The sequence below is a fragment of the Rubritalea squalenifaciens DSM 18772 genome (assembly GCF_900141815.1).
GTDB lineage: Bacteria > Verrucomicrobiota > Verrucomicrobiia > Verrucomicrobiales > Akkermansiaceae > Rubritalea > Rubritalea squalenifaciens.
Genome location: NZ_FQYR01000004.1, coordinates 445,100 through 470,788, shown reverse-complemented (window position 1 = coordinate 470,788; position 25,689 = coordinate 445,100). Strand labels below are relative to the sequence as shown.

Genomic DNA, 25,689 nt, shown 5'->3' with positions numbered 1-25,689 from the left:
AGTGGGATAAGCTACTACTAACGCTTCTTGCGCATGAATGGCGGGATATCCAGATCTTCGCCTTCAAAGAGATTGGGCGCCTCACCCTCAAATTTACCTCTCGGGCCTCCATCCAGAGCTAACTCACCCTGCGGCACCTTGGGTTTGGGGGCCGGCTCTGGATGTGGAGCTGGCTCAAGATTGAGATCTGCTTTCTGTGAGAAATCCAGATCTGCAACCACATCCTGACTAGCCTGCATTGGCTCCTCATGCGGGTACTCACCTTCCTCCTCATCTTCTTCAGGATCCTGGTAGTCTGGGGTTTCCACCTCATCATGGACTACTGTTTCCTCTTCAAAATAAACTTCCTCCTCCTCTTCGTCTTCAGCTTCTACAGGCTCTTCATTGAGACTCAGGGTAACACTCTCCTCCTCATAGGAATCTTCCTCATCTTCTTCCAGAAGGGGCTCCGGCTCCTCCATGACGGGAGCTGGCTCTTGCTTCACCGTCACACGCATCGTGTCGGCACCAAAGACCTCAGGTTCCTCTTCAGGCTCAGGTGTTGGTTCTGGAGCAGGTTCCGGCTGCGGCGTAGTTACTGTCTCAGCCACTGGAGCAGGAGCCGGTGCAGCCTTTGGCTCTTCCTTAGGTTCAGGCTTTGAGGTATGCACTTCAATCACAGGCACCTCGTCACGAGAATGCAGCTGGCTCTCAGGGAGTGAACTGATGATCGTCACGCTCAAGCTGTCTCCCATGCTGTCATCCACGGCGGCACCGAAGAGAATATGGGCATTTTCAGGAACGTTCTTGGTCAACTCACGCATGAGTAGCTCTACCTCGAACAAGGTCATCCCTTCACCGCCACAGATGTGAACCAGAGCGGTCTGGGCATTTCTCAGCAAACGGCCTTTATCCAATAGTGGGCTGTTGAGTGCATTCTTGAGAGCGGCTTGGCTACGGTTCTCACCGCGCGCAATACCGGAACCAAAGAGACAACGTGAACGAGTCGTGCGGAGAGCGGACATCAGATCATCCAGCCCCACATTGATGATACCCGGACGAATGACCAGACGGGTCACGGCACGGATACTTTCAGAAATCATTCGGTCGGCTGCTGCAAAGGCATCATGGATACCCTGGGCAGCGAGGACCAATTCACCCATGCGGGTGTTATCAAAGGTGACTAGCGCATTCGCGATCACAGAGAGTTCGTTGAGCGCGGTCTCTGCCTGCTCACGACGACGACGACCTTCAAAGACGAAAGGCATTGTCGCGAAGACCACGACAAAAGCTCCCATCTCACGAGCCACGCGGGTGACCAAGGGTGCCGCACCGGAACCAGTACCACCACCGAGACCCACACAGACGAATACCATTTTGCGGTCACGCAGTGAGTCGCGGAGCTCGGTCTCCACTTCCTGCGCTGCCTGCAGACCAAGCTCAGGATCACCACCACAACCAAGTCCTTTGGTCAGCTTCTTACCCAGCTGGATCTTTTCGCCTGCCACGGAACTCGCCAAGGTACGTGAATCGGTATTCAGGGCGAGCAGCTCGGCTCCTTCCATTCCGTCCAGTGCTACACGGTCGATCATGTTGGCTCCAGCACCTCCAATTCCTATGATTTTAACCTGAGAATCGGGGATGGTCTGTTGCTGGTCGCGTTGATATTCAATCATCTTTGTGGCTGGGTGAATGTTTAACCTTTCTTTACTATTTTCCGAGGCTTTTGGCCAGATCATAACGAATCTAACACGAAAAAAGCCCAGCGCCCTTTCACTCATCAGGGCTTAGCTTTTCTTTACGTGCGCCATCCGCCGGGAATTTCAACCATTCTGTTCCCACAAACCACTTCAAAAACAACACAATTCACTAACAAATAAAAACTTAAGAACCCCCAGAAAACTACCCGCACTGATCCAAGTGAATGAAAATCAACTCACTTCCTGTATCCGCTTGAAACTTCGACTGCGAGGCTCGACACTGCCCCCATGCCACGTATCGCATTGCTTCAGCTGACAGCAGACCCAGCGCCCGCTGTGAACATCCAGAAAACCGAGGAAGCCATCCGCAAAGCAGCCGCGGGTGGAGCCCAGATCATCTGTACTCAGGAGCTTTTCACCACCGAGTATTTTTGCATCACGCAGGATACGGACAATTTCGATCTCGCCGACCCCATCCCGGGTGAACTCACAGAGTCCCATCAGGCACTCGCCAAGGAGCTCGGCGTCGTCATCGTGGCATCTGGATTCGAGAAGCGCGCTACCGGCCTTTACCATAACACCGCCTGGGTCGTGGACTCAGACGGCACCTACCTCGGTAGCTACCGCAAATCCCACATCCCGCAGGATCCAGGCTTCGAGGAAAAATTCTACTTCACACCCGGCGATACCGGCTACAAGTGCTTCCACACCGCCTTCGGTAAGATCGGCGTACTCATCTGCTGGGACCAATGGTACCCAGAGGCCGCCCGCATCACTGCGCTCAAAGGAGCAGAAATTCTCATCTACCCAACCGCCATCGGCTGGCTGCCTGAAGAAAAAAAACTGCCCAGTGGCAATACCACACTCGGAGAGGCCCAACACAATGCCTGGCAGTCCGTGATGTGCGGTCACGCCGTCGCCAACGGATGCTACGTCTGCGCCATCAACCGCGTCGGCACCGAAGGTGAAACCGAGTTCTGGGGTCAGTCCTTCGTCTCCAACCACTATGGACAGGTAGTCGATATCGCCTCTGTCCACGACGAGACCATCCTCTACCACGACATCGATCTCAAGGCCCTCGAAGACCACCGCCGCATCTGGCCCTTCTTCCGCGACCGCCGTATCGACACCTACGCACCGATCACCGAGCGCTTCCTCGACTAATAAAAGATCGGCTCCCCAGAGCCGCAGTTTCCCCACTCACCAATAACCATTAACAATTCACCGTAGATGCAGAGCAACTACTGGCCCGCAGAATGGGCACCGCAAGACGCCGTCTGGTTCTCCTGGCCGCACCGCACCGATACCTGGCCTGCAGACAAGCTTGCGCTTATCCAGACGCGCTTCGCGGAAATCATCTCCACCACCTCCCGCTTCCAGACCACCTGCATCAATGCCTCGGAGAATTTCCATGCCGGCATTGAGAAGAAACTTATTGGTGCTGGCGCGGACATGCAGAACATCCGTCTCTATAATCACCCGACCAATGACGTCTGGTGCCGCGACCACGGAGCCACCTACGTCATCAATAAGGTGACCAACAAGCTTACCGCCATCGACTGGCACTTCAATGCCTGGGGCGGCAAGTTCCCACCTTGGGATCTTGACGACAAAATCGCATCACTCATGGCCGCAGCCACCGAGGCCGACCACATCCGCTCCCCGCTCTACCTGGAAGGCGGCGGCATCGAGGGCAATGGCGCTGGACTCGTCATCACCACCGAAGCTGTCGCGCTCAATTCTAACAGAAATCCTGAGTGGACCAAACAGGAGGTAGAAGCAGAACTCACCCGCACCCTCGGCGCGGAAAAGATCTTTTGGCTCCCCTCCGGAATCGAAGGCGATGACACTGATGGCCACATCGACGACCTCACCCGCTTCGTCAGCGAGGACGTCATCGTTTCCATTGAGGAGAAGAACAGCAAAGACCCGAACTACCAGACACTCCAGCGCAACCTGGAGATGCTGCAGGACCTTCGTACCGTCTCCGGTAGCAGCGTGGAGACCATCCGCCTGCCAATGCCTGATCCATTAGTTGCCGAAGACTGGCGCTTGGAAATGCTCCCGGCATCCTACGCCAATTTCCTCATCATCAATCACGCCGTCCTCGTCCCCGTCTTCAACCAGAAGAAGAACGACGAGACAGCCCTCGGTATCCTGCGCGAACTCTTCCCTAACAGAGAAGTCATCGGCATCGACTGCCGCGACATCGTATGGGAAGGCGGCGCCATTCACTGCATCTCGCAGCAGCAGCCTAGTATTATTTAAAACTGAACAATGTCCCGCATCCACAGCTTCCCGCCGATAGCTGATCTCTCAGCAAGGAAGCTGGTGCTTGGCTCCATGCCCGGCAAGGCGTCGCTATCCGCCGGGCAATACTACGCCCACCCGCGCAATCTCTTCTGGCACCTCATGGAAGAGATTCTTGAGATTCCCAAAAGCCTCACCTACGAAGAACGCTGCGAAGGCCTGAAGCTGAAACACCTCGCCGTCTGGGATGTTCTGCACACCTGCACCCGCGACAGCAGCCTGGACTCGGATATCGACGAGTCCTCCATCGTCCCAAACAATTTTTCTCAATTTCTCGGCAACCACTCCTCGATCACGACCGTCTACTTCAACGGAGCCAAAGCCGAGCAAGTCTACCTTCGCCACATCCTCCCCACCTTGCCCGAGGAACTACAAACCCTCCAAAGAGTCCGCCTCCCCTCCACCAGCCCCGCCAATGCCTCCATCAACTATGAGACGAAGCTGGAGCAGTGGAGAGTCCTTGGATCCTTGTAGTTCACTTACCGGCGACGACGCAGACAGAGCCCCAAGGCAGTCAACACAAGCAAAGTTGATGTACCGGGTTCTGGCACAGCTTGAACACTATAGAAAAGTGTACTTGTCAGAGCGCTAGTGTCCTTTGGCTTACCTCCTTGCCCATAGGCATGGCCTTGGCCAGGATGTAGGTCAATGATGTTCACCACAGATGGTATATCCACGAATCCGGGCACACTTTGATAAGAGCCCTCCTTAAACATGCTCCAATCCTCTCCGTAAGCGGCAAGATCCACATGGAAAGTTCCATCCCAGGAAAAACGATCACCATCTCCTAGGGCTGGTTTATGGCTTAGCTCCATAAAAATACTATCTCCCCCTGAAGGGCCTCCATCAATCACTCCCAACCCATCAAATCCCCCAACATACCCAAGTTCCTCACTCTCATCCCAGTAAACGAAGATTGCATTTAAATTCATTTCTTCCCCGGAATAAACGAATCTATCACCTGATTTCATGGTAATAGCATCTGGTTCATCAGGAATATTTACACCTAAGCCAAATATCGAGGCCACAGCACCAAGTGGAGCTTCCGGTGTATAATAACCATAAGCCTCACCAGACAAAGTCACTTCAATGATAGTAGACTTAGAACTCCCTTTGATATCCATCACCAAAGCCGCCTGTAAAGGAGAAGCCAATAAGAGGCCCGCAAAGAAAAATGACACTTTTTTCATCTCGGCAACCTTGCCCGCTTTGACACCGACTTGTCAACCTCGGTAGCAGATTTATTGTTAGGAAAGACCCAACCAGCCGCCAGACACCAACTCGCCACGTAAAATGCACCAGTGATTTGTCGTAAAACAAAGCCACTCCTCGGCGTAATCTATTAGCGTAACTCTACTCATCATCAGAAACATGAAGCGCAAACTCTTCCACCTCATTTTCTCACTCATCCTGACAGCGGTGACGCACGCTCAGGAAAAACCAAATATCCTCTGGCTCACCGCTGAAGATCATGGCCCTCACCTAGGTTGCTATGGAGACACTTACGCCACTACTCCTCACATTGATGCCCTGGCGAAAAAATCGCTGCTCTACACGGTAGCATCCTCGAATGCCCCGGTCTGCGCACCAGCACGCACGACCATCATCACAGGCATGTACCCCACCTCTCTGGGGGCCGAATACATGCGCTCCAAAGCCGCCATCCCCACCTCCCTGCAACTCTTTCCCTCCTACCTCAAGGAAGCCGGCTACTACTGCACGAATAATTCAAAAGAAGACTATAACCTCTACCAGCCCAACAAACCGTGGAACGATTCTTCGGCTAAAGCACACTGGAAAAACCGCAAACCCGGACAACCCTTTTTCGCCGTCTTCAACACCACCGTCTCCCACGAAAGTCAGATTCGCAACGCCAATAAAAACCCTCACCATGATTCAGCTGGAGCTCCCATCCCGCCCTATCACCCCGATACTCCAAAGAGCCGCAAAGACTGGGCTCAGTACTATGACCGCCTGACTCTGGTGGATCAGTTTGTCCAGAAGCATCTCGACGAATTAGAGAAAGCTGGCGAAGCAGAAAACACGATCGTCTTTTTCTATGCCGACCACGGCAGCGGCATGCCACGCTCCAAACGGTATCCAGGTTGGTCCGGTCTCCATGTACCAATGATCGTTCATATTCCCAAGAAGTGGGAGAATCTAGCCAATGGTATTTATCAGCGAGGAGGAACTTCAGACCGGCCTGTTAGTTTTGTCGATCTCGCCCCCACAGTGCTCACACTTGCAGGTTTGCCAGCTCAAGAAACCATGCCTGGTCATTCCTTCTTCACCAAAACTTTCCCCAACCACAGCATGGGCTTCAAAGCTCGCATGGATGAGAAATACGATCTCTGCCGCTCCATCCGCAAAGGTAAGTACGTGTACATCCGCAACTTCATGCCTCACCTTCCTCATGGTCAGGAATTAGAATTCCAACTGAAGACCAATACCACTCGCATCTGGAGAGAGCTCTTCCTAGCAGGTAAACTCAATGCTACTCAAGCAGCCTTCTGGCAGCCTCACCCTGCAGAAGAGCTTTTCAATCTGGAAGCTGATCCACACGAAACAGTGAACCTCGCTTCTAACAAGAAATATCAGAAAGTGATTGAGGAAATGCGCGGCCACCTCATGAAGCATATGCTAGACACTCGTGATTTGGGCTTCATGCCAGAGAGTTACCTTCTGGATCTAGTAGAAGGAGAGAACACCAATGGATACGACATCGCCTTAAGCCCTACCAAATACCCGCTCTCAGAATTGGTGAAAATGGTAGACCCTGCCTACCTACCTGAGGGAGTCCACCCGCTCATCCAGTACTGGCAGATGCAGCAGGTCCTAACATACGGCCAAGGTAGCTACTTACAAAACAAAGCCCATATAGCCGATGCCACACAATCGGCCAATATGACCGTTCGTCTTCGAGCACTGGATATCATGACACGGCATGATACCACAGCTCGCGGTAAGGCCCTTCAGCAAGTCGTCGACATTGCAATGGCACCTGAGATAAATGCAGCTACTCAGCTAGTCGCCCTAAACATCCTCGCCAATGCCAGAGCCGCAGGGTATGCGCTTCCCTCCTTGGAAGGCTTGAAAGCCAAGAAAAGCCCCCACCTCTCCGACTCATACAGTAAACGCATTCTCAACAGCTTGATGAAGAACTGAAAACCTCTTCATAAAGTGACAGTCAAAAACGGAAATTGCGCGAAATGCTGGCCCCTTCGTGCTAGTACTCATGGTAAAGTCATTTCATGAAATCCTCTGCCTTCTCCACTATCTCGTGCATACTCTTGGCCATCAGTTACCTGCTCGCCCCCCAGCTTCAGGCCGCTGAACACGCTGAACAACAACTCAAAGTACTCAACTGGAACGTTTACTACGGCTTCGATGGAAAGAAGACTCTCCCTAAAGCCAGCCAGTGGTTGAAGGAACAGGCTCCGGATGTGCTCGCCCTACAGGAACTCAATGGAATCACGGAGAAGCAGCTCGGAGAATACGCCAAGCAATGGGGGCACACCCACGCAGCCATGAACAAGGAAAAGGGCTTCCCCATGGGCCTCACCTCCAATCAACCGATCGAGGTCATCGAGCGTGCAGCCCAAGGCTACCACCATGGGTTTCTCCACTGCAAGACGCACAACATCCACTTCTTTGTCGTCCATCTCTGGCCAAACAAGCCACAGGATCTTGACCGCATCCTCGCCAAAGTAGAGCCTCTCATCCAGAAAAAGGAGCGGGTCATCATCCTAGGTGACTTCAATGCTGACTCCAAGCACGACGCTGAATTCATTGCCAAACAAGGCCTGAAAGACTTCTCGTTCGACTACACCAATAAAGTTGAATCCAAAGGCTTCGTCGACCTGGTCCACAAACACTCCCCCGCTGCAAAGGTTTCTTTCCCCTCCCCCTTCATCATCCCCAAATGGGCCAAGAACCTGGAAGAAGTCAAAGCCAAGCACTGCCGCATCGACTTCATCTTCGCCAGCCAAAACCTCGCCCAAAAGTCCACCTCCGCCACCATCCACATCAATGAGGTGTTAGATAAAGCCTCGGACCATTATCCGGTAGAGAGTAGGTTTAGTCGATAGCCTCAAGCAGAAGCTATTAACTTGTAGCCTCATGCTAACTTGAGATAGAAATGCCGATGCTATGGACTGGCATTTCTGTAAAAACCCCATTTCCCCAATTATCGCACTCCAAATGGGTGTGATCTTGGGCGGATCGCTTGTCGTCTCCGGATTCATGAAATTATCCGGTTATACAGATGATCCCAACATGTATCGTTGGAATAATTTGCCCATATTCCTACACCACTGGGGTCTAATTCTTTTGTTACTCCCGGCAGGGTGGATTGTTTATTTATCGGTCAACACTCACCAAAATGGATATTACGCAAACTCTCGACTACAAATTGCTCTCGGCGTTGTCCTGACCACCATACTGATTTGTATATTTTATGTCGGAGCTATGGAAGCTGCTTTCCCATCTCATCGAGTCAGAATCGCAGTACAGTAGCCTCTGAATCACTAAGATTAGCTTTACCTAGCATCCGATAATACGCTTTCCCTCTGCATTCTCTATGGCTATGACTCGGGCAGCGATTTATGAGTGAGCGGCCTACATCATCAGATTCTGTGGAACCTTGTATCGGAATGCTGGATTCTGGTGTGGGAGGGCTATCGGTGCTGCTGGAGGTCCAGAAGCTCTTGCCGGAACATTCCATCCGCTACATCGGCGATTCCGCCTGGTGCCCCTATGGCAGCAAGCCAGCGGGATTGATTCAGCAGAGGGTGTTTCAACTGACGGATGAGTTGATTGCCAAGGGTGCAAACATCATCGTGGTCGCCTGCAACTCTGCCACCATCAATGCTGTGGAGGCCCTGCGCGCCCGCTACCCGATCCCCTTCGTGGGTATGGAGCCAGCGGTCAAGCCTGCTGCCCTGCTTACCAAGACAGGCACCATCGGCATCCTCGCCACGGAAGCCTCCATCGCCGGGGAAAAATTCCATCATTTACTAGAGACACATGCGGCCCCCCTTAAGGTAAAAGTCATCACCCAGCCCTGTCCGGACTTTGTCACGCTGGTTGAGAACGGCACTTTAGAGGGACCTGAGGCGGAAGAAGCCGTCAGGCAATACGCTATGCCGATGGTCGAAGCCGGGGCGGACACCCTCGTTCTAGGCTGCACTCACTACCCATTTCTGCGCGAAACGATTCAGAAAATAGTTGGCAATCACCTCAATATCATCGACACAGGCCAAGCGGTAGCCAAACGCACCCAAAGTCTGGTACCATCTGCCGAGACAGAAGCTGCTCCAAGCCTCCACATCCAGACAACGGGTCCACTGGAGACCTTGGAAGCACTTTTTCCTAAACTCTGCCCCGGCACAGTAGCTACACTTTCCAAGCTAGAGCTCTGATCCCATTCACCAAAAACTATCAACGGTTCACGATCCCATGTCCTTCAATCTACTTCACGAGCGCATTCAGAAAGCAGTCGCCGACACCGGCTACAGCAAGCCTACTCCTATCCAGGAGCGCGCCATCCCTCGCGTTCTCAAAGGAGCAGACGTGATCGGCATTGCACAGACAGGCACGGGTAAGACTGCCGCCTTCACCCTTCCACTACTTTCCAATCTCGTAGAACGTACCGAGGCCAAAGAAGAGCGCTGTACCCGCGTACTCATCATCGCCCCTACCCGCGAATTAGTCTCCCAGATCCACGACAACGTCCGCGCTTACGCGAAGTACACCAATCTCCGCACCGCAGCCATCCACGGAGGAATCAGCGATAAGGGACAGATTGAAAAGCTGAACTCCGGCGTGGATATTATCATCGCCACCCCTGGCCGTCTGCTGGACCTCACCGAGTCAGGCCATGGAAACTTTTCTCAGATTGAAGCTCTCGTTCTAGACGAAGCAGACCGCATGCTAGACATGGGCTTCATCCCGGACATCCGCACCATCTGCAAGCGCCTGCCGAAGTCCCGCCAGACGCTTCTCTTCTCCGCCACCTTCTCCCCGCAGATCGAGGCACTGACCAAGGAGTTCCTCAACTCCCCCTCACTGGTGGAAGTAGACCGCCGTGCCAACCCTGCGGAAACTATCACCCAGTCCATTTACGAAGTCTTCGAGCACCAGAAATTCGAATTGCTAGCGCACCTGCTGGAAAGCTCCCACCACTTCTACGCCGTCATGGTCTTCGCCCGCACCCGCGAGGGCTGTGAAGAGCTGGCTACTGCACTGCGTGCCGCCAAGATCTCTGCCGAGGCGATCCACGGGGACAAGAAGCAAGGTCAGCGACGCAAGGCCCTCCGTGACTTCAAAGAAGGCAAGATTCGTGTTCTCGTAGCCACCGACGTAGCCGCTCGCGGTATCGATATCGAGGGTGTAACCCACGTGATCAACTACGATTTCCCTGAACATTCCGAGGACTACATCCACCGTATCGGGCGCACTGGCCGTGCCGAGGCCGAGGGAGAGGCAATCACATTCACCACCCCCGCCAACCAGCTTGCCCTGCGCAAACTCGAAAAGCTCATCCGTGTCACCCTCCCACGTAAGAAAGCACCGGGCTTCGCCTACGACAAGGAGCCGATCCAAGAGGAAGCACCCGCCCGCAAGCCTGAGAAGAAGGAAAAGAAAGACTACTTCGGCCCCTCCAAGTTCTCCCAGAAAAACAAGCCACAGCAGCGTGGAGGTAAAGCCAAGCCCGGCCGCCGTAAGCCTGCAGCCAAGAAATCAGCTCCCCGCAGAAAAAAGCGTTAGACTAATCAATTTCGATCCAGACCTCATTGGTCCGAAGAGCTTGGGGAATCCAAGGTGGATTGTAGAAAGCAAAGCTGGGTTCTCCCTTCTCTTTGTATCCCTTCTCCTTGATCCATGCGCGTAACTCTGTGATGGCTTCTTGACGGGCCTTTTCAGAATTGGAGTTCATGAAGCTGGTGACCGCATACTTTCCGCCTTCAATGACTGAGAGCTTCACGTCTGGATCTGTAGGCTCTGGTATACCGGCTTCGACCACTTTCTTGGGAACTACGAAACTCATCGTCACTTTTGCTCCATCAGCTTTGTCTTTCTTCTGCGAGTGATCGACGATAACGGGAGCCGTCATTTTGATCTTCTGCTGTTTCTCGTTTCCTTTGCCGATATAATTGGCCAGCTTGCGAAAGGCTGAGTTCCTCTGCCCCTCCTGCTCCATCGACGTGGAGACGATGTGGATCTTGGCATACTTCCTCACTTCCATTTTCCCGTCTTTGACAAGCTGTTCAAACTCGGGCTTTTCTATGGCACTCGCAGTCATGGTAGCAAAAAGGGTTAGACCAAGCAGGCCCATGCCAGACACAATCCATTTCGTGACACGTTTCATATTCTCACAGATAAACCCATTCTGATCAAAATCAACTGATTGACCATTATTCTCCAGCTGTCTATACCAGCGGGACTATTCCGATGAGCGAGACCAAACAACAACTTGTCGACCAGATCCTCAAGACCCTGGAAAAGGATCGAGAGGCCCTATACCGTGCTGCCGCAGAGACTCACTCCAGCTCTACTGATGCTGAGAGTAAGCAGGAAGGCAAGTACGACACTCGCGGACTAGAAGCCTCTTACCTAGCTGAGGCTCAGGCTGAGCAGCTTGGACTTCTCAACGAGCAAATCACGAAACTCGGCCAGCTCCAGATCGGAGACATGGAGGACCAGCCAGTCCAAGCCGGTGCTTTGGTGCTCTTCAGCACTGACGAGGAAGAATATGCCTACTTCATCCTACCAGCGGGCGGCGGACAATCCGTACAATACCACGGCATCGATTTTACCGTGATCACCCCCAGCTCACCCATTGCTTCTGAACTACTCGGTTTAGAGGTGGGAGCATTTGCCGACGTACCCAAAATAGGTAACGGGTTTATTTCTGAGATTTGGTAGAAATCTTAGGTCCCAGATCCTCAAGGTGTTCGTCATGGACAAAATCCACGAGACGCTTAATACGTGGCATCAGAGGCTCCCACTCACAGATATTTTCAATTCTCACCAGTGGTTGCCATAGCATTCCGTCCACCTGGACGTCTACATGCTTGCGGTCGCGGTTCTGGAACCAAGTCATCACACCATAGTGCTTATTCGGAAATAGCTTAGCCCCCTCACTTAGACTATCTACCCAAGCAGCCTTGCCCGGAGAGGTGAGCAGGCGCATGACCCCATACATATAGCCATCCATCTGTAAAACTCCATTACCCAGTAGTGCCACTTCATCACTAACTGCCTCCAGCTGGTATATCTGAAGCCTTCCATGCATCAGAGCCGACTCCAGCAACAAATGATCGAAATGCGCCACACTATTGCGGTGATGCTCCTGAAGCTCCGTTTCCCTGGCAATGATTTTACATAGCCCGCGCCACTGCACAGGCTTTAACAACCTTCCCTCTAAAATCGCAGTTCCGGCCAGGTGCTTCGCATTGCCTGTAAAATGAACTCCCTCTAACTCCTCATCATAAGTCCATTCTTGATCAGGTATCACCAGCTTCATCATCATGACGAATTCTTTCCCCACTCTTTTAATCTCAGCTTGCGACCGACAGTGGACACCCAAGAAAATCAGATCTTCTCCATTGATGACCATGCGATCTTTCTTCCAGACCAGCGGGACATCTATCTTTGCCTGATAGTCCCTATCAAATAGCTTCGCCATTTCACAGCGCACAAAACCTTGCTTTCCATCACCACCTAGCGGGATCTTGGCATTGATAGGACCACTCTCTAGCAGCACTTTCTCTCCATCACGCAGGGTAATTTTAGCTCCTTCCACGACGACCCAAGCCTCGGGAAAGACTCTGATTATCGGTGTTGGCTGCACTCTCACAGACTTAGGCTTGCCCTCTGGTTTCTGTGACGGCTGGGCAGGAGGCACCACTTTGCCAGCCTCTCGCTGATCAGCTCCCTCTTTGTCTGCAGGCGTAGGTTTGACTGGCGGAGCTACGACCACAGGTGGTCTGGGCTGCATAGGTAGTCGAGGTTCAACATTCTCCTGCGGTTTCACAGAAGATGTATCTCTGGCTCTCTTCCCCACCTGCTCTCTGAGCCACTGCACACTCACATCTAGCTCAGGCTGGCGAATACTCAGCTCCTCAAACACCAACCTCCCGTCCACGACTTCGTAAACATTCGGGGTGATATCAACCTGGGCCACGCGCATGATGCCACCGTCTAGGTCTGCTACAGCATCGTAGACATGAACTTTACCGTCTGGAGTCCAGTTGGCCGTCTCAATCTTCCAAGCATAGCCGGTACGCTGTTCTAGCTTACTGGCTATCTTGTCTCGCCCCCACTGACTGTTAAGAAGGATATTGGATAACAAGAAGAGTACAAATGGACCCAATACCAATACACAAATCAGGCGACGCAACCAGCGCCGCCTGAGGATAAAATTCAATAGTCTGGATAGGCTTCCCAGCATAAGAAATTATTTCACAGGCAAGAACCTGATGACCATGCTGCGGTCCAGCAATGGGCGGCCAGCTGCAGTCACTTCCTGCAGACGATAGACAAGCATTCCATACTTCTTATCTCCGGTCATACCGAGGGCGATGTTTTCTTTGATTTTCCCGAGGCTATTTTCACTCAGATAGCGCCACTCCTTACCATTCCACGCACCAAACATACTGTGTGCAGGAGCCGCAATATCGGCAATTCGCTTGAGCTCGCCATTAGTAGAAGTAAAAGCATCTTTGTCCACCTGATAGCGCAGCAAGGTAAGATTGCTCGCAGGACCTGAGCCATTGATCTTCCAGACATTATCACTCTCTTTGGTCAGCATGAGCGCGACGTCTGCCTGCTTGACCACTTTACGCTGATCCCAAAGCTTTACATAGTTATTATACTCATCCTCGGTCATGCCGAGCTGCGTATCGTATACAGGAATAGGTGAGCCCGCAGGAGTCTTCTTGGAATGCTCTTTGAACCACTCTGGATCCTTCTGTGCAGCTTCCCCCAGCTTCTGGATAAAACCTTCAAACTCTTTTGGCGGCGCAACCGTGACGATTTCCGCCCGCACAGGCTTACCCTCCTCAAAGTATGGTTTAAAGACTTCTGGTATCTCTCCGGCTGTGAGTCCACTTGTTAATCCGGCAACAAGGGCCATACACACAAGCCACGTTTTTCTGAACATAATCATAAAGCTTCTTGAATTTGTGGGGATGTCCGCACACTAAGCACAACGACTTGGAACGCAAGAGAGAAAAAACCACCTCTCAGTCACCCTCTACTCTCTTGATCTACTTGAGCTGCTTTTCAGGATTCGTCAGCACCCAGTTTTTGCCAACCAACTCATCGATCACCACACATCGGTCTGACATGCTATTCTTCAGGTATCTCAGCTTCACAATGACAGGCAGCTTATTCATTTTCCCTGTGGCCTTCAGTTCTGATTCAGCCATTTGCATCAATTTCTTATCCACGGGGCTATCCAGTTCCGTGTAGCCCCAGAGATATTCCTCCTCATCTTTGAGCATGACCTTGTAGGCGCGATACTTTTTATAATCACTGAACTCAAAGCCATAGAATGGACTAAGTTCAGTAAGTTCTAGATACACGCGAAACATGGTGGGTTCGGCAACCTTCTCTTTTCGGAACTTATCCCAGTCCGCAGTCTGATAAGAAACCTTAGATTCCCAATCAACAGCCATGACCCCCTGCTCGGACTCCCCGATCAGTAATTGACTACTGCCTTTTTCCCCCTCGAGTTCATAGGTAATCACCAAAAAGCTGTAGTGATCCATCTCGACTGGGAGCCACTTTTTGATAGATTTCAGGCGTCCAGTCTCTAGGGGATGGTCTTCATAGTAGCTGTTCATCATTGGTCGTACCCTCTCAGGATCTCGAACATATTTTGCCCGTTCATCGACAGATTTTGCCTCTACGTAGCCTCTTGTCAGTCGCTCCACTTCTTCCACAATCTCCTCAGCATTCAGCTGTACTTGCTCTGCATGTTCTTGACTGACCTCCAGAGCGGCCTGCTCGACCTCAGCCTTCTCTGAACCATGATCCAGATTGGTGATCGACCAGAGGATGGCCACCCCCAACAAACCAAAAATCGTACACACGATGCCCAATATCCAGCTATCAGTAGATTTCTGCTCTTCCCCTCCCCATTGTTCCTCTGGACTACTGTGTACAGGTCGCTGGGCCTGTAGCAATGAAGCATCAGGATCTCGCCTACGCATACTGAGTCCAGATTCAGCCATCGTCGCATAGGGTTTGGGCTCCCTGCCTCTATTTACACTCTCTGGCGGCTGCCCATCTCCATTCAAATGGACGGCAGGCTTTTTCACGCCCTCCTGATCTGAGTCGTTTGGCTCTAACTCTGATTTATCTACACTAGACATTCCTCACACTTGTTAACACTTAGGATTACTTAAATCTACATATAGCGTCCTCCTCAGCCAAGATCAACACAGTTCCATGACCAGCTTCATGAGGAGCACGGTTTCTATCCTAGCGACATTTGATGAGAAATCACCATCGACGCAATCGATATTCATGCTAAAGCTTCCCGAGTGTCAGAGCCCTACCAGCCTAGAATAATCATTACAACCGCCGGGTTTGGCGAGGGTCACAACAGTGCGGCCAACAATCTGGCTTCAGCACTAGAGTCAGAGGCAGAGGTCGAAGTGGTAGATCCATGTGACCGTGGCTCGCCAAACTTGAACCAGCAGTTAAGGAGATTTTATCGCTTCGTAACCACGCACACCCCCAAACTTTGGTCTCGCATCTATAAGTCTACGGAGCGACACGACTTTTCCAAAGAACGTTTCCCACTGATGCGTAAGCCGGAGAATATCCTCCATGACTTGCTCTTCAGCTTTTCCCCGGATGCGATCATTAGCACCTATCCACTCTATCCCTATTTCCTCGACCGTTCCTTCAGACGCGGAGCAAGCAAAGTCCCCGTCTTTACCGTGATAACAGACTCGATAGAAATCAATGCAGCCTGGAGCAAAGCACCCACTGACTTCTGGCTGGTGACGGATGATTTGACCAAGAAAAAGCTCGTCGCCAAAGGGCTGCCGGCAGAGAAAATCATCGTCACAGGCTTTGCTGTGCACCCCCGTTTTCAGACCCTGACGCCGCTAACATCCCAAGTATCATGCACACCATTTAAGGTGCTCTACTTCCCCACCTCAAAAAAGCCGACCGTCCGCAAGCATCTCAGAGCGATTCTAGACGTTCCCGGCAATCAAACCCAAGTGACTGTCGTCCTGGGCCGAAACGTCAGAAAACTCTACGAACGAGCCAGAGAAATCCAGGAGCAATACCCTGGCCGCGTTCAAATCAAAGGCTGGACCCGCAAAGTCCCGGAATTACTCTCCAGCCATCATCTCACCATCGGTAAAGCTGGTGGAGCTACAGTCCATGAAGCCATCGCTGCCCAGTGCCCGATGCTGATCAGCCACCTAGTCCCCGGTCAGGAGCAGGGTAACTTGGATCTCCTGCATGATATCGGAGCGGGCCAACTCTGTGATACCGAAGAGCAGATGACCTCTGCCATCACTCAGATGTTAGCAAACGACGCCCGCGAGTGGAGAACAATGAAAGACAACCTAGCAGCATCGGCCATGCCTTGCGGTTCAGCCACCGCAGCCCAGTTTATCCTGAAACAGATCAGATCTGAGTCATGACTTATTTATTCGACATCGGAAACGTCCTTCTCTCCTTCGACTTCCAGCCCGCATTGAAAGCCTTGGCCGGTCGATCTCCCGACCCGCAGGCAATCCAAAAAATCCTTGAGGTAAAAGACGATTTCGAATCCGGGAAAATCCCCGCAAACGAGTACATCCAGTGGGCTACTCAACTCTTGGACTCCTCTGCATCTCAAGAGGAGTTCATGGCCGCCTGGAACTCTATTTTCACCCCCATCCCAGGTACTTGGGACCTGGCGGCTGAACTTAAAGAACAAGGCCACCGCTTGATTCTCTATTCGAATATCAATCCGATCCATGCGCCTTATTGCCTAGAAACTTATCCGGTCTTTGAACTCTTCGACCATGCTGTTTTCTCCCATGAAATCGGTGCAATCAAACCCCATGATGACTTTTTCACCCATTCATTCGAAAAATTTTCCATCCTCCCTGAGGATACCATTTATATAGATGATATGGAGGCAAATATCCAAGCTGGCATAAGACATGGCTTGCAAAGCTTCCAGTATGACCAGCACGATCATACAGCACTTCTTGACTGGTTAAGCGCAATAAGTTAAACAGAATTCGCTATACGTGTCGTTTTATCATCGAATGCTCACAACTAAGTGCTCGCTCGATGACTTGCGGGCTACTATCTCATCTCTCATTACCTCACATGAATAAGTTTATTAGTTTATTATCAGTAAGTCTCGTCCTTGCTTGTCAAACCACCCCTATTCTCGCCCAATCCAAAGAAAAAAAGCCTAAGGAAGAAGAGGCTAAGAAAACAGTAGATATGGGCCAAATTCTCTTAACCGATGAATTGTGGCAAATGAAAATCAGCGATTTTAAAGAAAAGTTCGCTGACTACGGTTTTGAATGGATGAGCGCAAACGAAGACCGTCTCCGCAGCGAAGGTAAGAATATTCAGACCTTTGGTGAAAAGTCCGGTGAAGTGCTAGTCTACTCTGATGCTGAGGATTTCCTCAAAGGCTTCACGATTATGGTCTACAACAAGGGCGACGATGGTAACATCGCTCTCTCTGAGTTCAACAAAGCTTTCGACACCTATGCCGAGCATGTCACTACAAATACAGGAGACAAAGCCGAGGATAAGAGTAAAAGAGGCACTGTCCGCACCAAGAAGCTTTTCTGGAAGAAGGATAAAACGGCATTCCAGCTTGAAAAATCCGTTAATGCCAGCAGTGGCGAACCTGAATTTATTCGACTCAGAGTAGCCTCACTTTCCTCTGCTAGGGATGGAGGTTCTACCGCCAACCGCAGTGCCCTGAAAAGTAATGTGGTTGAAGATGAAGAGACTGGTGATGTCTACATCGCCAACATCCCCATGGTCGACCAAGGTAAGAAGGGCTATTGCGCCTGTGCCACAGCAGCTCGCATCTACCAATATTACGGCCGCCAAACTGACCAACATGAGATGGCTCAGATCGCAGGAGCTTCAGCAGAGATGGGCACTAGACTCAATGAAATGGTCGAAGCTCTCAAGCGCGTGACAGGCAAATTAAATTCCCGCGTGATCGTCCTTTACGAATATCCTAAAGGCCTCGCCGATCTCCCTACCAAGAAAGATGGAGACGACTACAATGCCTACATGCGCGCCTTCCGTAAACTGGAAATTGGTTTGAACGAAATCGTCCGCGACGTGAACAATTATCAAAGACTGGCCAAGAAAAAAGGTGGCAAGTCTGTCAAGGGTGGTGATAACTACGACAAAGTGGATAGAGATTCCCTCGTCAATATGGACGCATTCTACTCCAAATGTGATGGTGAAATCTTCCGTGAAGTGATGATGGATAAGTCTAGCTACAAACGCTTCATGAGCAAGATCAAGGAATACATCGACCAAGGTATCCCAGTGGGCTGGTGTTTGCAGCTTGGTCTATTCCCAGAGCCAGACCTCCCTCAAGCCCGTGGGGGCCATATGCGACTGATCATCGGCTACAATGAGGCAAAAAATGAACTGATCTACTCAGACTCTTGGGGTCACGGCCATGGCAAGAAAAGCATGGATTCAGGGAAAGCTTTCTGCATGACAATGGGCCTTCTGGTGATGCCTCCTACCCGCTAGGACTCAAATATCTCGTATATTGATCAAAATCGCGTAAAGTGTACCGCTTTACGCGATTTTTTTATTTTCATTACCTGTCGTGGGGGCAAACCTGTTTTCACCTTCTCTGAGGGAGGGTAATCAACTTTCTCATTCCATCTCTATACACCATGTATCCGGATACATTCAAACAGCACCTGGAGTCCACTCTTGATGAAATCAAAGAAGCTGGCCTCTTTAAAAGCGAGCGCTACATCACTTCTACTCAAAATTCTACGGTCACCCTCAAGGACGGCCGTGAGGTCATCAACATGTGCGCCAATAATTACCTGGGACTCGCCGACCACCCACGCGTAGTCAAGGCCGCCTCCGAAGCAGCCGAAAAATGGGGCTTTGGCATGGCTTCTGTACGCTTCATCTGTGGCACCCAGACTTTGCACCGTCAGCTTGAAGAAAAAATCTCCGAATACCTCGGCACTGAGGACACGATCCTCTACCCGTCTTGCTTTGACGCCAATGGTGGTCTTTTCGAAGTTCTCCTCACCGCGGAAGACGCAGTAATCTCCGACTCACTGAACCACGCTTCCATCATTGATGGCGTTCGCCTCTGTAAAGCCAAGCGCTTCCGCTACGCGAACAACAACATGGAAGACTTGGAAGCCAAGCTTAAGGAAGCTGACGAGGCTGGAGCTCGCTTCAAACTGATCACCACAGACGGTGTCTTCTCCATGGACGGCATCATCTGTGATCTGGACAAGGTTTACGCACTTGCTGAAAAGTACAATGCCATCGTGCATCACGATGACTGTCACGCTACCGGTTTCCTCGGAGAACGTGGCCGTGGTACTCACGAGCATTGCGGCCTATTCGGTAAGATCGACATCACCACAGGCACACTCGGCAAGGCTCTTGGCGGTGCTTCTGGTGGATACACCTCAGGCAAGAAAGAAATCATCGACCTTCTTCGCCAGCGTTCACGCCCGTACCTCTTCTCAAACTCCATCGCTCCAGTCATCGCAGCAGCTTCACTAGAAGTCTTCGACATGCTCACTGAAACCAACGAGTACGCTGACAAGGTGAAAGAGAACACCAAGTACTTCCGTGACAACATGGCCTCCACAGGCTTCACCATCGCGGGTAAAGACCACCCGATCTCTCCAGTCATGCTTGGCGACGCAGCTCTCTCCCAGAAGTTCTCCGAGAAGCTTCTCGATTACGGCGTCTTTGCGATTGGTTTCTTCTACCCTGTTGTCCCGCACAACACGGCTCGTATCCGTACCCAAATCTCCGCAGCTCACACCAAAGAGCAGCTCGACAGGGGTATCGAGGCCTTCATCAAGGCCGGCAAGGATCTCAGCGTCATCTGAAGCAGTGTAGACAGCTAAAATATTTCCAAAGCGCAGAGAGATATCTCTGCGCTTTTTTTGTCCCTTGCCAACAACTAGCAGCCGACTGCTTCCCCCTAATTGAGCGAGTATCTTGCCCCATTGAAATAGTCCTACTTATCATAAACAGAGAGCAAAGCGTCTGCATACCTTTCTCTTTGGGGTCTTGCTTCGCCTGACAGAAGGTGGATTCCAAGGCATTGGAGATGTAACCTACTTCGAAAAAACTTATCTTCCCTCAGCCTTGCACGAAGGAACGACTGAGGTCATAACTAGAAGCATGTCCTGCACGCTCAAACTCGCAGTCCTCAATGGACAACCTGAAATCTTTCACACCCTCCAAGGCGAGGGAGTGAGCATGGGCGTACCATCCATTTTCATCCGCTCCTCATTGTGTAACTTACACTGTACTTGGTGCGACACTGACTACACTTGGAATTGGGAAGGAACACCTTGGACACACGAGAACGATGCCCTGCCCGGATACAAAAAATTCAGCAAGGCTGATTACATCCAAGAAGTGAGCATAGAGGAGGTGGCAAACATTCTCAGCCACTATCCGTGTAAAAACGTGATTCTTACAGGTGGAGAACCCCTCCTTCAACAAGCCGGCTGGGAAGACTTGATCACTCATCTGAGGAACATCGATCCCGACTACCGTTTTGAGGTCGAAACCAATGGCACCCAGTTACCAAATTCCTTCCTCCAGGAAGCTATCGACCAATGGAACGTTTCTCCAAAACTTTCCAACTCTGGCAACGCAGAGAACCTTCGTCTCAACGAAGCATCTCTCGCCTACTTTGCCAGCTCTCCCAAAGCCTGGTTCAAATTTGTGGTACAGAATGAGCAAGACCTTGAAGAGATTCAGGAGATCGAAAAGAGATTCTCTATTCCCAGATCCAGGATCCTCCTCATGCCAGAAGGCCGCGATGAAGAGACCCTCAATCAGCGTCGTCTATGGCTTGCTGATTTATGCAGAGATCACGGATATCGATTCTCTGACAGGCTTCATATTCAACTTTGGGGTAGTAAAAGAGGGGTCTAAATCCCACTTTTTCAACTAACAGTTTGCCCTCCCATCCATTGCTAGAAGTTGCCTAACTGGATTCTAAATCATAGGATTAATAAGAATTAATCGGCTTTTACATGATTTTTATTTATTCCTCATCTTATTCATGCTTAGAATATTAGCGTGTCAATAACACCTAGCATCAGGACAAGGTGCTAGCCCCCCAACTAACCCCCCTAGCTATGACCCCCCAAAAACGCCTACTTGGCGCAGCGAGTTTGTGTGTACTCGGTGTGCTCGGAAGCAATGCCTCACAAGCAGCCATTCTTAACTTAACAGACGAGACTGGTTCCTTATCTGACAACACACCCACCTCATTTCTGGAAGTTTACGATACTCAAGCAGACGACTACTTTGATGTAAGAGGTGGCGGTATCAATGATGCCTACTTCATCTCAGGAGATCTCAACTCTGGAAGTGGTTCTTTCCGTCAGCTTTACAAAGTTAGCGGAGGCCTACAGGAGAGCGGATACAACCGTGATGGAATCATGGACTCAAGTGTATCCAATGGCTTCAATCCATTGATCAGAAAATCCGATCTGGTCACCACCTTGAATGGCCAATTCTACATTTTTGCACTGGATGTTAATGAGCCTGGAAGCAGTCAACTCCTCTCGCTGGATGATTTTCGGATCTATACCCGCAGCGGCTCCGATCCGAATCCACTACCAGACAACGAAGCTGACCTCGATCAGCTAGGCATTCTCCGCTACAATCTGGATACTGGAGAAGACAGCACGATACTTATCGATGCCGGCATCGTCGGTAGCGGAGGCGGAGCTTCTGACTTGTTAGCCTTTGTGCCCGTACTGAGTCTAGAAGCAGCAGCAGATGATGATTACATCTACCTCTACTCCGCCTTTGGTGGATACGACCCAGACGGTACTGATGCATGGGTCAATGACAGCGGCTTCGAAGAATGGAGCGTTCCAGAAGACGCCTCGGAGCGCCCTAACGTCGAGCCACTCGAGGAGCCAATTCCTGAGCCTAGTACGTCACTTCTTCTCACCGTAGCTGCCGCTGCGTTAGCGATGAGAAGAAAGCGCTAGACAAACTATTTAAAAAAGCTCCACACACATACTTCTGCTGCACTACAGAGTTTTTCTCTGTAGCTGCAGCAGTTGTTTTTTAGGCGACGTCCATTTACCCGCCTTGATGGCAACACTCCACAAATGAAGCCAAGTCACTAATAGATTTTATTCTCAAATTCACAAAGGAACAAAACCCCCATGTAAATCAAATCAATCCCCCTAAATATGTTCGTCGTTTCAACGTATTTGCAGGGATCACATTCTAACAAATATTAATCCCTCCTGCAAGCCGGTGTGAGCGGCAGCGGCCAATCAGATGTGTATGTCTACGTTCCGACAGCCAGCCTTGAAAATGCAGCGGCCAGTGACCAAGTCTATCTCTATACTTCCTTCGGCGGCTTCAAATACGAGGGCGAAGCGCAAAACTCCATGTATGGGCCAGCAGCTCTGGCGATGAGGAATGGAGCATTCTTTATGATGAACAGCCTCAGTTCGTACCACCTAGCGCCCCCACCAATGTCCCAGAACCGTCCAGTTTAACGCTCATTCCAGGGCCACGACCAGCCTGCTTCTCCACCGGAAGCGCCCGTAAACACAGTATTTTGCCATTGTTTACCCAGTTCATGCCAGTATGAGCCATCTTATGCTGGCATTTTTGCCTCCAAACCCTCTTCAAATTTCCCCTCATAACATTGTAGCTCCCCGCAGAAAGTAATAAATCTGGCTCGTAGATCATAAAATTGATATATTTTCGCAACTCTGCTGAGTTTGGGTAGTTTAACCATCAGAACCATGAGCCAGAAACCACAGAACGATATCGAGAAAGATCCTGTATGGGATCTCCTAGGCGCTGCCAGCGAGCAGAAGCCTAGCCCCATGTTCTCTCGTAACGTCATGCGTGCCATCAGACTAGAGGAAGAGCCTATTCCTTTCTGGAAGCGCCTTCTCGCTCCACGTCCGGTGATTACAGGACTTACTGCAGCGGCTGCGTGCATCGTGCTCACAGTGGCTTTGATGAATGATGACCAAAGCCCTGATCAGCCTTCTGTAGCCTCATCCCCCCCTTCCCCAGCGGATACAAATGTCACTGAGGTAGTGATCACCAGTAATGCAGCCATTGACCAGATTGCCTCTGAGTACGATGTCCCAGAAGACTTAGATGACGTCATTGACCCTCTCATGCTCATCAGCGTCATGGGAGACTCCAGCGATTACTCTCTGGATGAGCTTGGCCTCTGATTTCCCCTTTATCAGAGACCCGGACAATGTCCTACGCCATCAATGGGAGTGAGCCTTATCATTACAAATGGCAACCTGTGCCACGGAACCATCACTATCTTTCACCCAATAGGTACCACAGGCCTCTTTGGGTAAAGTGGTGAAGGTATAGATCTTATCGCCAACCTTAGGTCTCGGCATGCCTTCTTCCACCTGAATCGTGGCTGGATCAGTCACCACTTCAAATCCTGGCTGCGCAGACTCTTCTCCCTCAGATTTCGCATCACCACCAACTGCAGCTCCTGCAGTGCTCTCTGAAGAATTCTCATCAGCAGTCTTAGCCTGATTATGATCACTAGCTGCGGGTGCCGGAGGGGTCACCACATGATCGACCACTTGCGCCTTACTTTTGGGCTGATCAGCCGAGCTTGGCTCAGCTGCTGTCTGAGCCTCCTTATCACAAGAGGATAAAGCTAAGGCAATGATTGCAGGACCCAGTGTCCATTTACCGACTTTGTGTGTGTATGAGAGCATCATAATGGAATAGTCTTATAAACTAACAAACAATGTCAAGTTGATAGGCTATAACTGAATCCCCCCTCACTGAGTTAACATAAAAAAAAGCGCTCCCCCACTGGAGGAACGCTTTAGAAATCATGAAAGCCTGAGGCTTATTCCCATTCAATACTTGCCGGTGGCTTGGTGGAAATATCGTAGAGCACGCGGTTGATGCCAGACACCTCATTGAGGATCTTATTGGATACTTCACGAAGCAAGCTCGGGGGAAGCTCCACCCAATCGGCAGTCATCGCGTCTTCGGAAATCACTGCGCGCAGGTTGGTGGCCCACTCATAGGAGCGCTCATCACCTTTTACCCCCACAGTCTTGACTGGAATCAGACCAGCATAGGCCTGCCAGACCTTGTCGTACCACCCGTGCTCTTTAAGCGCGTTGATAAAGATCGCATCACAGTCGCGAATCACATTCAGGCGCTCGAGGGTGATTTCACCAGGACAGCGTACCGCAAGACCAGGACCTGGGAATGGATGACGGTTAAGAATATCGTCTGGAATACCCAATGAGTGGCCAAGCTCGCGAACCTCATCCTTGAAGAGTTCAGCAAGAGGCTCCAACACCTTGCCCTGCTTCTGCAGCTCAAGGATGCGGTCTACGCGGTTGTGGTGTGTCTTGATCTTGGAAGCCTTAGACTTGTCGTTAGAAGCACTCTCGATCACGTCTGGGTAAAGCGTACCCTGAGCAAGCATCTCCGCGTTACCCACAGTATCCCAGAATACGTCGATGAAGAGGTTACCAATGATGACTCGCTTCTTCTCAGGATCGGGCTCACCAGCCAGAGCGTCGAGGAACAGTTTGGAGGCATCAATTGCTTCAATCTCTACACCCAGGCGGTGGAAGTTGTTTTTCACTTCCTCAGCTTCATTCTTACGCATCAGACCTTGATCTACGAAGATGGCTCGCACGTTTACGCCGGCCTCATTAAGAAGCACTGCCAGAACTGTGGAATCTACACCACCAGAGACACCACAGACCACCTGCTTGTCACCAACAGTCTTCTTGATGTTTTCGATCAGCTCACGCTTAAAATCTTCAATGCGGAATGGCTCAAGATCTTTCGCGGTGAGAAGGAAGTTATGAAGGATACGTGTACCTTCGTGAGAGTGAGTCACCTCTGGGTGGAACTGAATGCCGTAGAAGCTCTCGCCCCATTGCAGGGAAACTGGAGTTCCGTGCTGGTTCTTGGCGATCACCTTACAGCTTTCACCAAGGTTTTTCACGGTATCGGAGTGACTCATCCACACCTGGGATTTGTCTGTGATACCCTCATAGAGGCCTTCGCTAGCTACCGGGTAGAGGCCTGCAGGACCGTACTCGCGACGATCACTCGCTTCTACGGAACCGCCGAACTTGATGTTCAGCAGCTGCATCCCGTAACAAACACCGAGAACTGGCACTCCGTAGCCTTTAAGCAATTCGAAGTCGATATCTGGAGCATCAGGATGACTGGTACTCATTGGCCCACCAGAAAGGATGATGGCTCCGGGCTTGCCAATTTCAGCAAGATCCTCTGGTTGGTAAAGCTTGGCAAAGAAACCAAGCTCACGCACGCGGCGTACGATGAGCTGAGTATACTGGGAACCGAAGTCCAGCACTGCTACGTGATTAATTTCTTCCATGTTATTTAAATGATTGAGCGGGGCCAAACGACCCCGCGTGTTAAAAAGTTAAGTATT

The 25,689-nt window shown here is 51.0% G+C and carries 24 protein-coding genes; 16 read left to right on the top strand and 8 right to left on the bottom strand.

All coding sequences use genetic code 11. The features are described 5' to 3' along the window. Nucleotides 1-17: 17 nt before the first annotated feature. Nucleotides 18-1,655 (bottom strand): cell division protein FtsZ, encoded by a 1,638-nt coding sequence (locus BUB27_RS12245; RefSeq protein WP_159434943.1) that lies wholly within the window; start codon nucleotides 1,653-1,655, stop codon nucleotides 18-20. A 312-nt stretch (nucleotides 1,656-1,967) separates the two neighbouring features. On the opposite strand from BUB27_RS12245, the gene BUB27_RS12240 reads away from it, so the two are divergent. The 3 genes from BUB27_RS12240 (at nucleotide 1,968) to BUB27_RS12230 (ending at nucleotide 4,463) form a co-directional block, all read left to right on the top strand. Further along, a complete protein-coding gene (locus BUB27_RS12240) occupies nucleotides 1,968-2,843 on the top strand; it encodes a carbon-nitrogen hydrolase (protein WP_143184130.1) in 876 nt (291 codons plus the stop codon). A gap of 66 nt (nucleotides 2,844-2,909) precedes the next feature. Next, a complete protein-coding gene (locus BUB27_RS12235; protein WP_143184129.1) occupies nucleotides 2,910-3,947 on the top strand; it encodes an agmatine deiminase family protein in 1,038 nt (345 codons plus the stop codon). A gap of 9 nt (nucleotides 3,948-3,956) precedes the next feature. Further along, nucleotides 3,957-4,463, top strand: coding sequence for a DNA-deoxyinosine glycosylase (locus tag BUB27_RS12230; RefSeq protein ID WP_143184128.1), 507 nt, complete (start codon nucleotides 3,957-3,959; stop codon nucleotides 4,461-4,463). Between the two features lie 5 nt (nucleotides 4,464-4,468). Here the strand turns inward: BUB27_RS12230 and BUB27_RS12225 are convergent, their stop codons facing one another. Further along, nucleotides 4,469-5,179 (bottom strand): PEP-CTERM sorting domain-containing protein, encoded by a 711-nt coding sequence (locus BUB27_RS12225; RefSeq protein WP_143184127.1) that lies wholly within the window; start codon nucleotides 5,177-5,179, stop codon nucleotides 4,469-4,471. A gap of 181 nt (nucleotides 5,180-5,360) precedes the next feature. Between BUB27_RS12225 and BUB27_RS12220 the strand changes: the two genes are divergently transcribed. The 4 genes from BUB27_RS12220 to BUB27_RS12205 all read left to right on the top strand — a co-directional run bounded on the left by BUB27_RS12220 (nucleotide 5,361) and on the right by BUB27_RS12205 (nucleotide 10,757). Then, entirely contained in the window at nucleotides 5,361-7,154 is a 1,794-nt protein-coding gene (locus BUB27_RS12220; protein WP_143184126.1) for a sulfatase family protein, read from the top strand. Nucleotides 7,155-7,240: 86 nt separating this feature from the next. Beyond that, on the top strand, nucleotides 7,241-8,077 hold the full coding sequence (locus BUB27_RS12215) for an endonuclease/exonuclease/phosphatase family protein (protein WP_143184125.1): 837 nt from the start codon (nucleotides 7,241-7,243) through the stop codon (nucleotides 8,075-8,077). 546 nt (nucleotides 8,078-8,623) lie between these two features. After that, nucleotides 8,624-9,409 carry a glutamate racemase gene (murI, locus tag BUB27_RS12210; RefSeq protein WP_159434942.1) on the top strand — a complete coding sequence of 262 codons (786 nt, stop codon included), beginning with the start codon at nucleotides 8,624-8,626 and terminating at the stop codon, nucleotides 9,407-9,409. 37 nt (nucleotides 9,410-9,446) lie between these two features. Continuing rightward, entirely contained in the window at nucleotides 9,447-10,757 is a 1,311-nt protein-coding gene (locus BUB27_RS12205) for a DEAD/DEAH box helicase (protein ID WP_143184123.1), read from the top strand. A gap of 1 nt (nucleotide 10,758) precedes the next feature. On the opposite strand, the gene BUB27_RS12200 is transcribed toward BUB27_RS12205, so the two are convergent. Continuing rightward, complete coding sequence (locus BUB27_RS12200; protein WP_143184122.1) at nucleotides 10,759-11,358, bottom strand: SOUL family heme-binding protein; 600 nt, start codon at nucleotides 11,356-11,358, stop codon at nucleotides 10,759-10,761. A gap of 83 nt (nucleotides 11,359-11,441) precedes the next feature. Between BUB27_RS12200 and BUB27_RS12195 the strand changes: the two genes are divergently transcribed. Beyond that, on the top strand, nucleotides 11,442-11,915 hold the full coding sequence (locus BUB27_RS12195; RefSeq protein ID WP_143184121.1) for a transcription elongation factor GreAB: 474 nt from the start codon (nucleotides 11,442-11,444) through the stop codon (nucleotides 11,913-11,915). On the opposite strand, the gene BUB27_RS12190 is transcribed toward BUB27_RS12195, so the two are convergent. The 3 genes from BUB27_RS12190 to BUB27_RS12180 all read right to left on the bottom strand — a co-directional run bounded on the left by BUB27_RS12190 (nucleotide 11,896) and on the right by BUB27_RS12180 (nucleotide 15,370). Further along, nucleotides 11,896-13,344 carry a hypothetical protein gene (locus BUB27_RS12190; protein WP_143184120.1) on the bottom strand — a complete coding sequence of 483 codons (1,449 nt, stop codon included), beginning with the start codon at nucleotides 13,342-13,344 and terminating at the stop codon, nucleotides 11,896-11,898. The two genes, BUB27_RS12195 and BUB27_RS12190, sit on opposite strands and share 20 nt — an antisense overlap. Nucleotides 13,345-13,449: 105 nt before the next feature. After that, on the bottom strand, nucleotides 13,450-14,154 hold the full coding sequence (locus BUB27_RS12185) for a hypothetical protein (protein WP_143184119.1): 705 nt from the start codon (nucleotides 14,152-14,154) through the stop codon (nucleotides 13,450-13,452). A gap of 106 nt (nucleotides 14,155-14,260) precedes the next feature. Further along, on the bottom strand, nucleotides 14,261-15,370 hold the full coding sequence (locus tag BUB27_RS12180) for a hypothetical protein (RefSeq protein WP_143184118.1): 1,110 nt from the start codon (nucleotides 15,368-15,370) through the stop codon (nucleotides 14,261-14,263). A 171-nt stretch (nucleotides 15,371-15,541) separates the two neighbouring features. On the opposite strand from BUB27_RS12180, the gene BUB27_RS12175 reads away from it, so the two are divergent. The 8 genes from BUB27_RS12175 to BUB27_RS12140 all read left to right on the top strand — a co-directional run bounded on the left by BUB27_RS12175 (nucleotide 15,542) and on the right by BUB27_RS12140 (nucleotide 23,458). Continuing rightward, nucleotides 15,542-16,663, top strand: a complete 1,122-nt coding sequence (locus BUB27_RS12175; protein WP_143184117.1) for an MGDG synthase family glycosyltransferase — start codon at nucleotides 15,542-15,544, stop codon at nucleotides 16,661-16,663. Continuing rightward, nucleotides 16,660-17,244: an HAD family hydrolase gene (locus BUB27_RS12170; protein ID WP_143184116.1), complete on the top strand. Its 585-nt coding sequence runs from the start codon at nucleotides 16,660-16,662 to the stop codon at nucleotides 17,242-17,244. The genes BUB27_RS12175 and BUB27_RS12170 overlap by 4 nt, the downstream gene beginning before the upstream one ends. Nucleotides 17,245-17,342: 98 nt before the next feature. Then, entirely contained in the window at nucleotides 17,343-18,755 is a 1,413-nt protein-coding gene (locus BUB27_RS12165) for a C39 family peptidase (RefSeq protein WP_159434941.1), read from the top strand. Between the two features lie 149 nt (nucleotides 18,756-18,904). Then, nucleotides 18,905-20,101: a glycine C-acetyltransferase gene (gene kbl, locus BUB27_RS12160; protein ID WP_143184114.1), complete on the top strand. Its 1,197-nt coding sequence runs from the start codon at nucleotides 18,905-18,907 to the stop codon at nucleotides 20,099-20,101. A 184-nt stretch (nucleotides 20,102-20,285) separates the two neighbouring features. Next, nucleotides 20,286-21,164, top strand: coding sequence for a 7-carboxy-7-deazaguanine synthase QueE (locus tag BUB27_RS12155; protein WP_234991745.1), 879 nt, complete (start codon nucleotides 20,286-20,288; stop codon nucleotides 21,162-21,164). A gap of 206 nt (nucleotides 21,165-21,370) precedes the next feature. Next, nucleotides 21,371-22,237 carry a PEP-CTERM sorting domain-containing protein gene (locus BUB27_RS12150; RefSeq protein WP_143184113.1) on the top strand — a complete coding sequence of 289 codons (867 nt, stop codon included), beginning with the start codon at nucleotides 21,371-21,373 and terminating at the stop codon, nucleotides 22,235-22,237. 300 nt (nucleotides 22,238-22,537) lie between these two features. Beyond that, the gene (locus tag BUB27_RS12145; protein WP_143184112.1) at nucleotides 22,538-22,759 is read left to right on the top strand and encodes a hypothetical protein; all 222 of its coding nucleotides are present in this window, start codon (nucleotides 22,538-22,540) and stop codon (nucleotides 22,757-22,759) included. A 252-nt stretch (nucleotides 22,760-23,011) separates the two neighbouring features. Next, nucleotides 23,012-23,458 (top strand): hypothetical protein, encoded by a 447-nt coding sequence (locus tag BUB27_RS12140; RefSeq protein ID WP_143184111.1) that lies wholly within the window; start codon nucleotides 23,012-23,014, stop codon nucleotides 23,456-23,458. Nucleotides 23,459-23,497: 39 nt separating this feature from the next. Here BUB27_RS12140 and BUB27_RS12135 read toward each other — a convergent pair whose 3' ends face one another. Together BUB27_RS12135 and guaA are read right to left on the bottom strand one after the other, a co-directional pair. Beyond that, nucleotides 23,498-23,974, bottom strand: a complete 477-nt coding sequence (locus BUB27_RS12135; RefSeq protein WP_143184110.1) for a hypothetical protein — start codon at nucleotides 23,972-23,974, stop codon at nucleotides 23,498-23,500. Nucleotides 23,975-24,108: 134 nt separating this feature from the next. Continuing rightward, entirely contained in the window at nucleotides 24,109-25,623 is a 1,515-nt protein-coding gene (gene guaA, locus BUB27_RS12130; protein WP_343124698.1) for a glutamine-hydrolyzing GMP synthase, read from the bottom strand. Nucleotides 25,624-25,689 lie beyond the last annotated feature (66 nt).

Excerpts from the sequence above, each read along its gene's own strand:
- BUB27_RS12245 (WP_159434943.1), bottom strand. The coding sequence starts at position 1,655 with ATGATTGAATATCAACGCGACCAGCAACAGACCATCCCCGATTCTCAG.
- BUB27_RS12240 (WP_143184130.1), top strand. The coding sequence starts at position 1,968 with ATGCCACGTATCGCATTGCTTCAGCTGACAGCAGACCCAGCGCCCGCT.
- BUB27_RS12235 (WP_143184129.1), top strand. The coding sequence starts at position 2,910 with ATGCAGAGCAACTACTGGCCCGCAGAATGGGCACCGCAAGACGCCGTC.
- BUB27_RS12230 (WP_143184128.1), top strand. The coding sequence starts at position 3,957 with ATGTCCCGCATCCACAGCTTCCCGCCGATAGCTGATCTCTCAGCAAGG.
- BUB27_RS12225 (WP_143184127.1), bottom strand. The coding sequence starts at position 5,179 with ATGAAAAAAGTGTCATTTTTCTTTGCGGGCCTCTTATTGGCTTCTCCT.
- BUB27_RS12220 (WP_143184126.1), top strand. The coding sequence starts at position 5,361 with ATGAAGCGCAAACTCTTCCACCTCATTTTCTCACTCATCCTGACAGCG.
- BUB27_RS12215 (WP_143184125.1), top strand. The coding sequence starts at position 7,241 with ATGAAATCCTCTGCCTTCTCCACTATCTCGTGCATACTCTTGGCCATC.
- BUB27_RS12205 (WP_143184123.1), top strand. The coding sequence starts at position 9,447 with ATGTCCTTCAATCTACTTCACGAGCGCATTCAGAAAGCAGTCGCCGAC.
- BUB27_RS12200 (WP_143184122.1), bottom strand. The coding sequence starts at position 11,358 with ATGAAACGTGTCACGAAATGGATTGTGTCTGGCATGGGCCTGCTTGGT.
- BUB27_RS12195 (WP_143184121.1), top strand. The coding sequence starts at position 11,442 with ATGAGCGAGACCAAACAACAACTTGTCGACCAGATCCTCAAGACCCTG.
- BUB27_RS12185 (WP_143184119.1), bottom strand. The coding sequence starts at position 14,154 with ATGTTCAGAAAAACGTGGCTTGTGTGTATGGCCCTTGTTGCCGGATTA.
- BUB27_RS12180 (WP_143184118.1), bottom strand. The coding sequence starts at position 15,370 with ATGTCTAGTGTAGATAAATCAGAGTTAGAGCCAAACGACTCAGATCAG.
- BUB27_RS12170 (WP_143184116.1), top strand. The coding sequence starts at position 16,660 with ATGACTTATTTATTCGACATCGGAAACGTCCTTCTCTCCTTCGACTTC.
- BUB27_RS12165 (WP_159434941.1), top strand. The coding sequence starts at position 17,343 with ATGAATAAGTTTATTAGTTTATTATCAGTAAGTCTCGTCCTTGCTTGT.
- kbl (WP_143184114.1), top strand. The coding sequence starts at position 18,905 with ATGTATCCGGATACATTCAAACAGCACCTGGAGTCCACTCTTGATGAA.
- BUB27_RS12150 (WP_143184113.1), top strand. The coding sequence starts at position 21,371 with ATGACCCCCCAAAAACGCCTACTTGGCGCAGCGAGTTTGTGTGTACTC.
- BUB27_RS12140 (WP_143184111.1), top strand. The coding sequence starts at position 23,012 with ATGAGCCAGAAACCACAGAACGATATCGAGAAAGATCCTGTATGGGAT.
- BUB27_RS12135 (WP_143184110.1), bottom strand. The coding sequence starts at position 23,974 with ATGATGCTCTCATACACACACAAAGTCGGTAAATGGACACTGGGTCCT.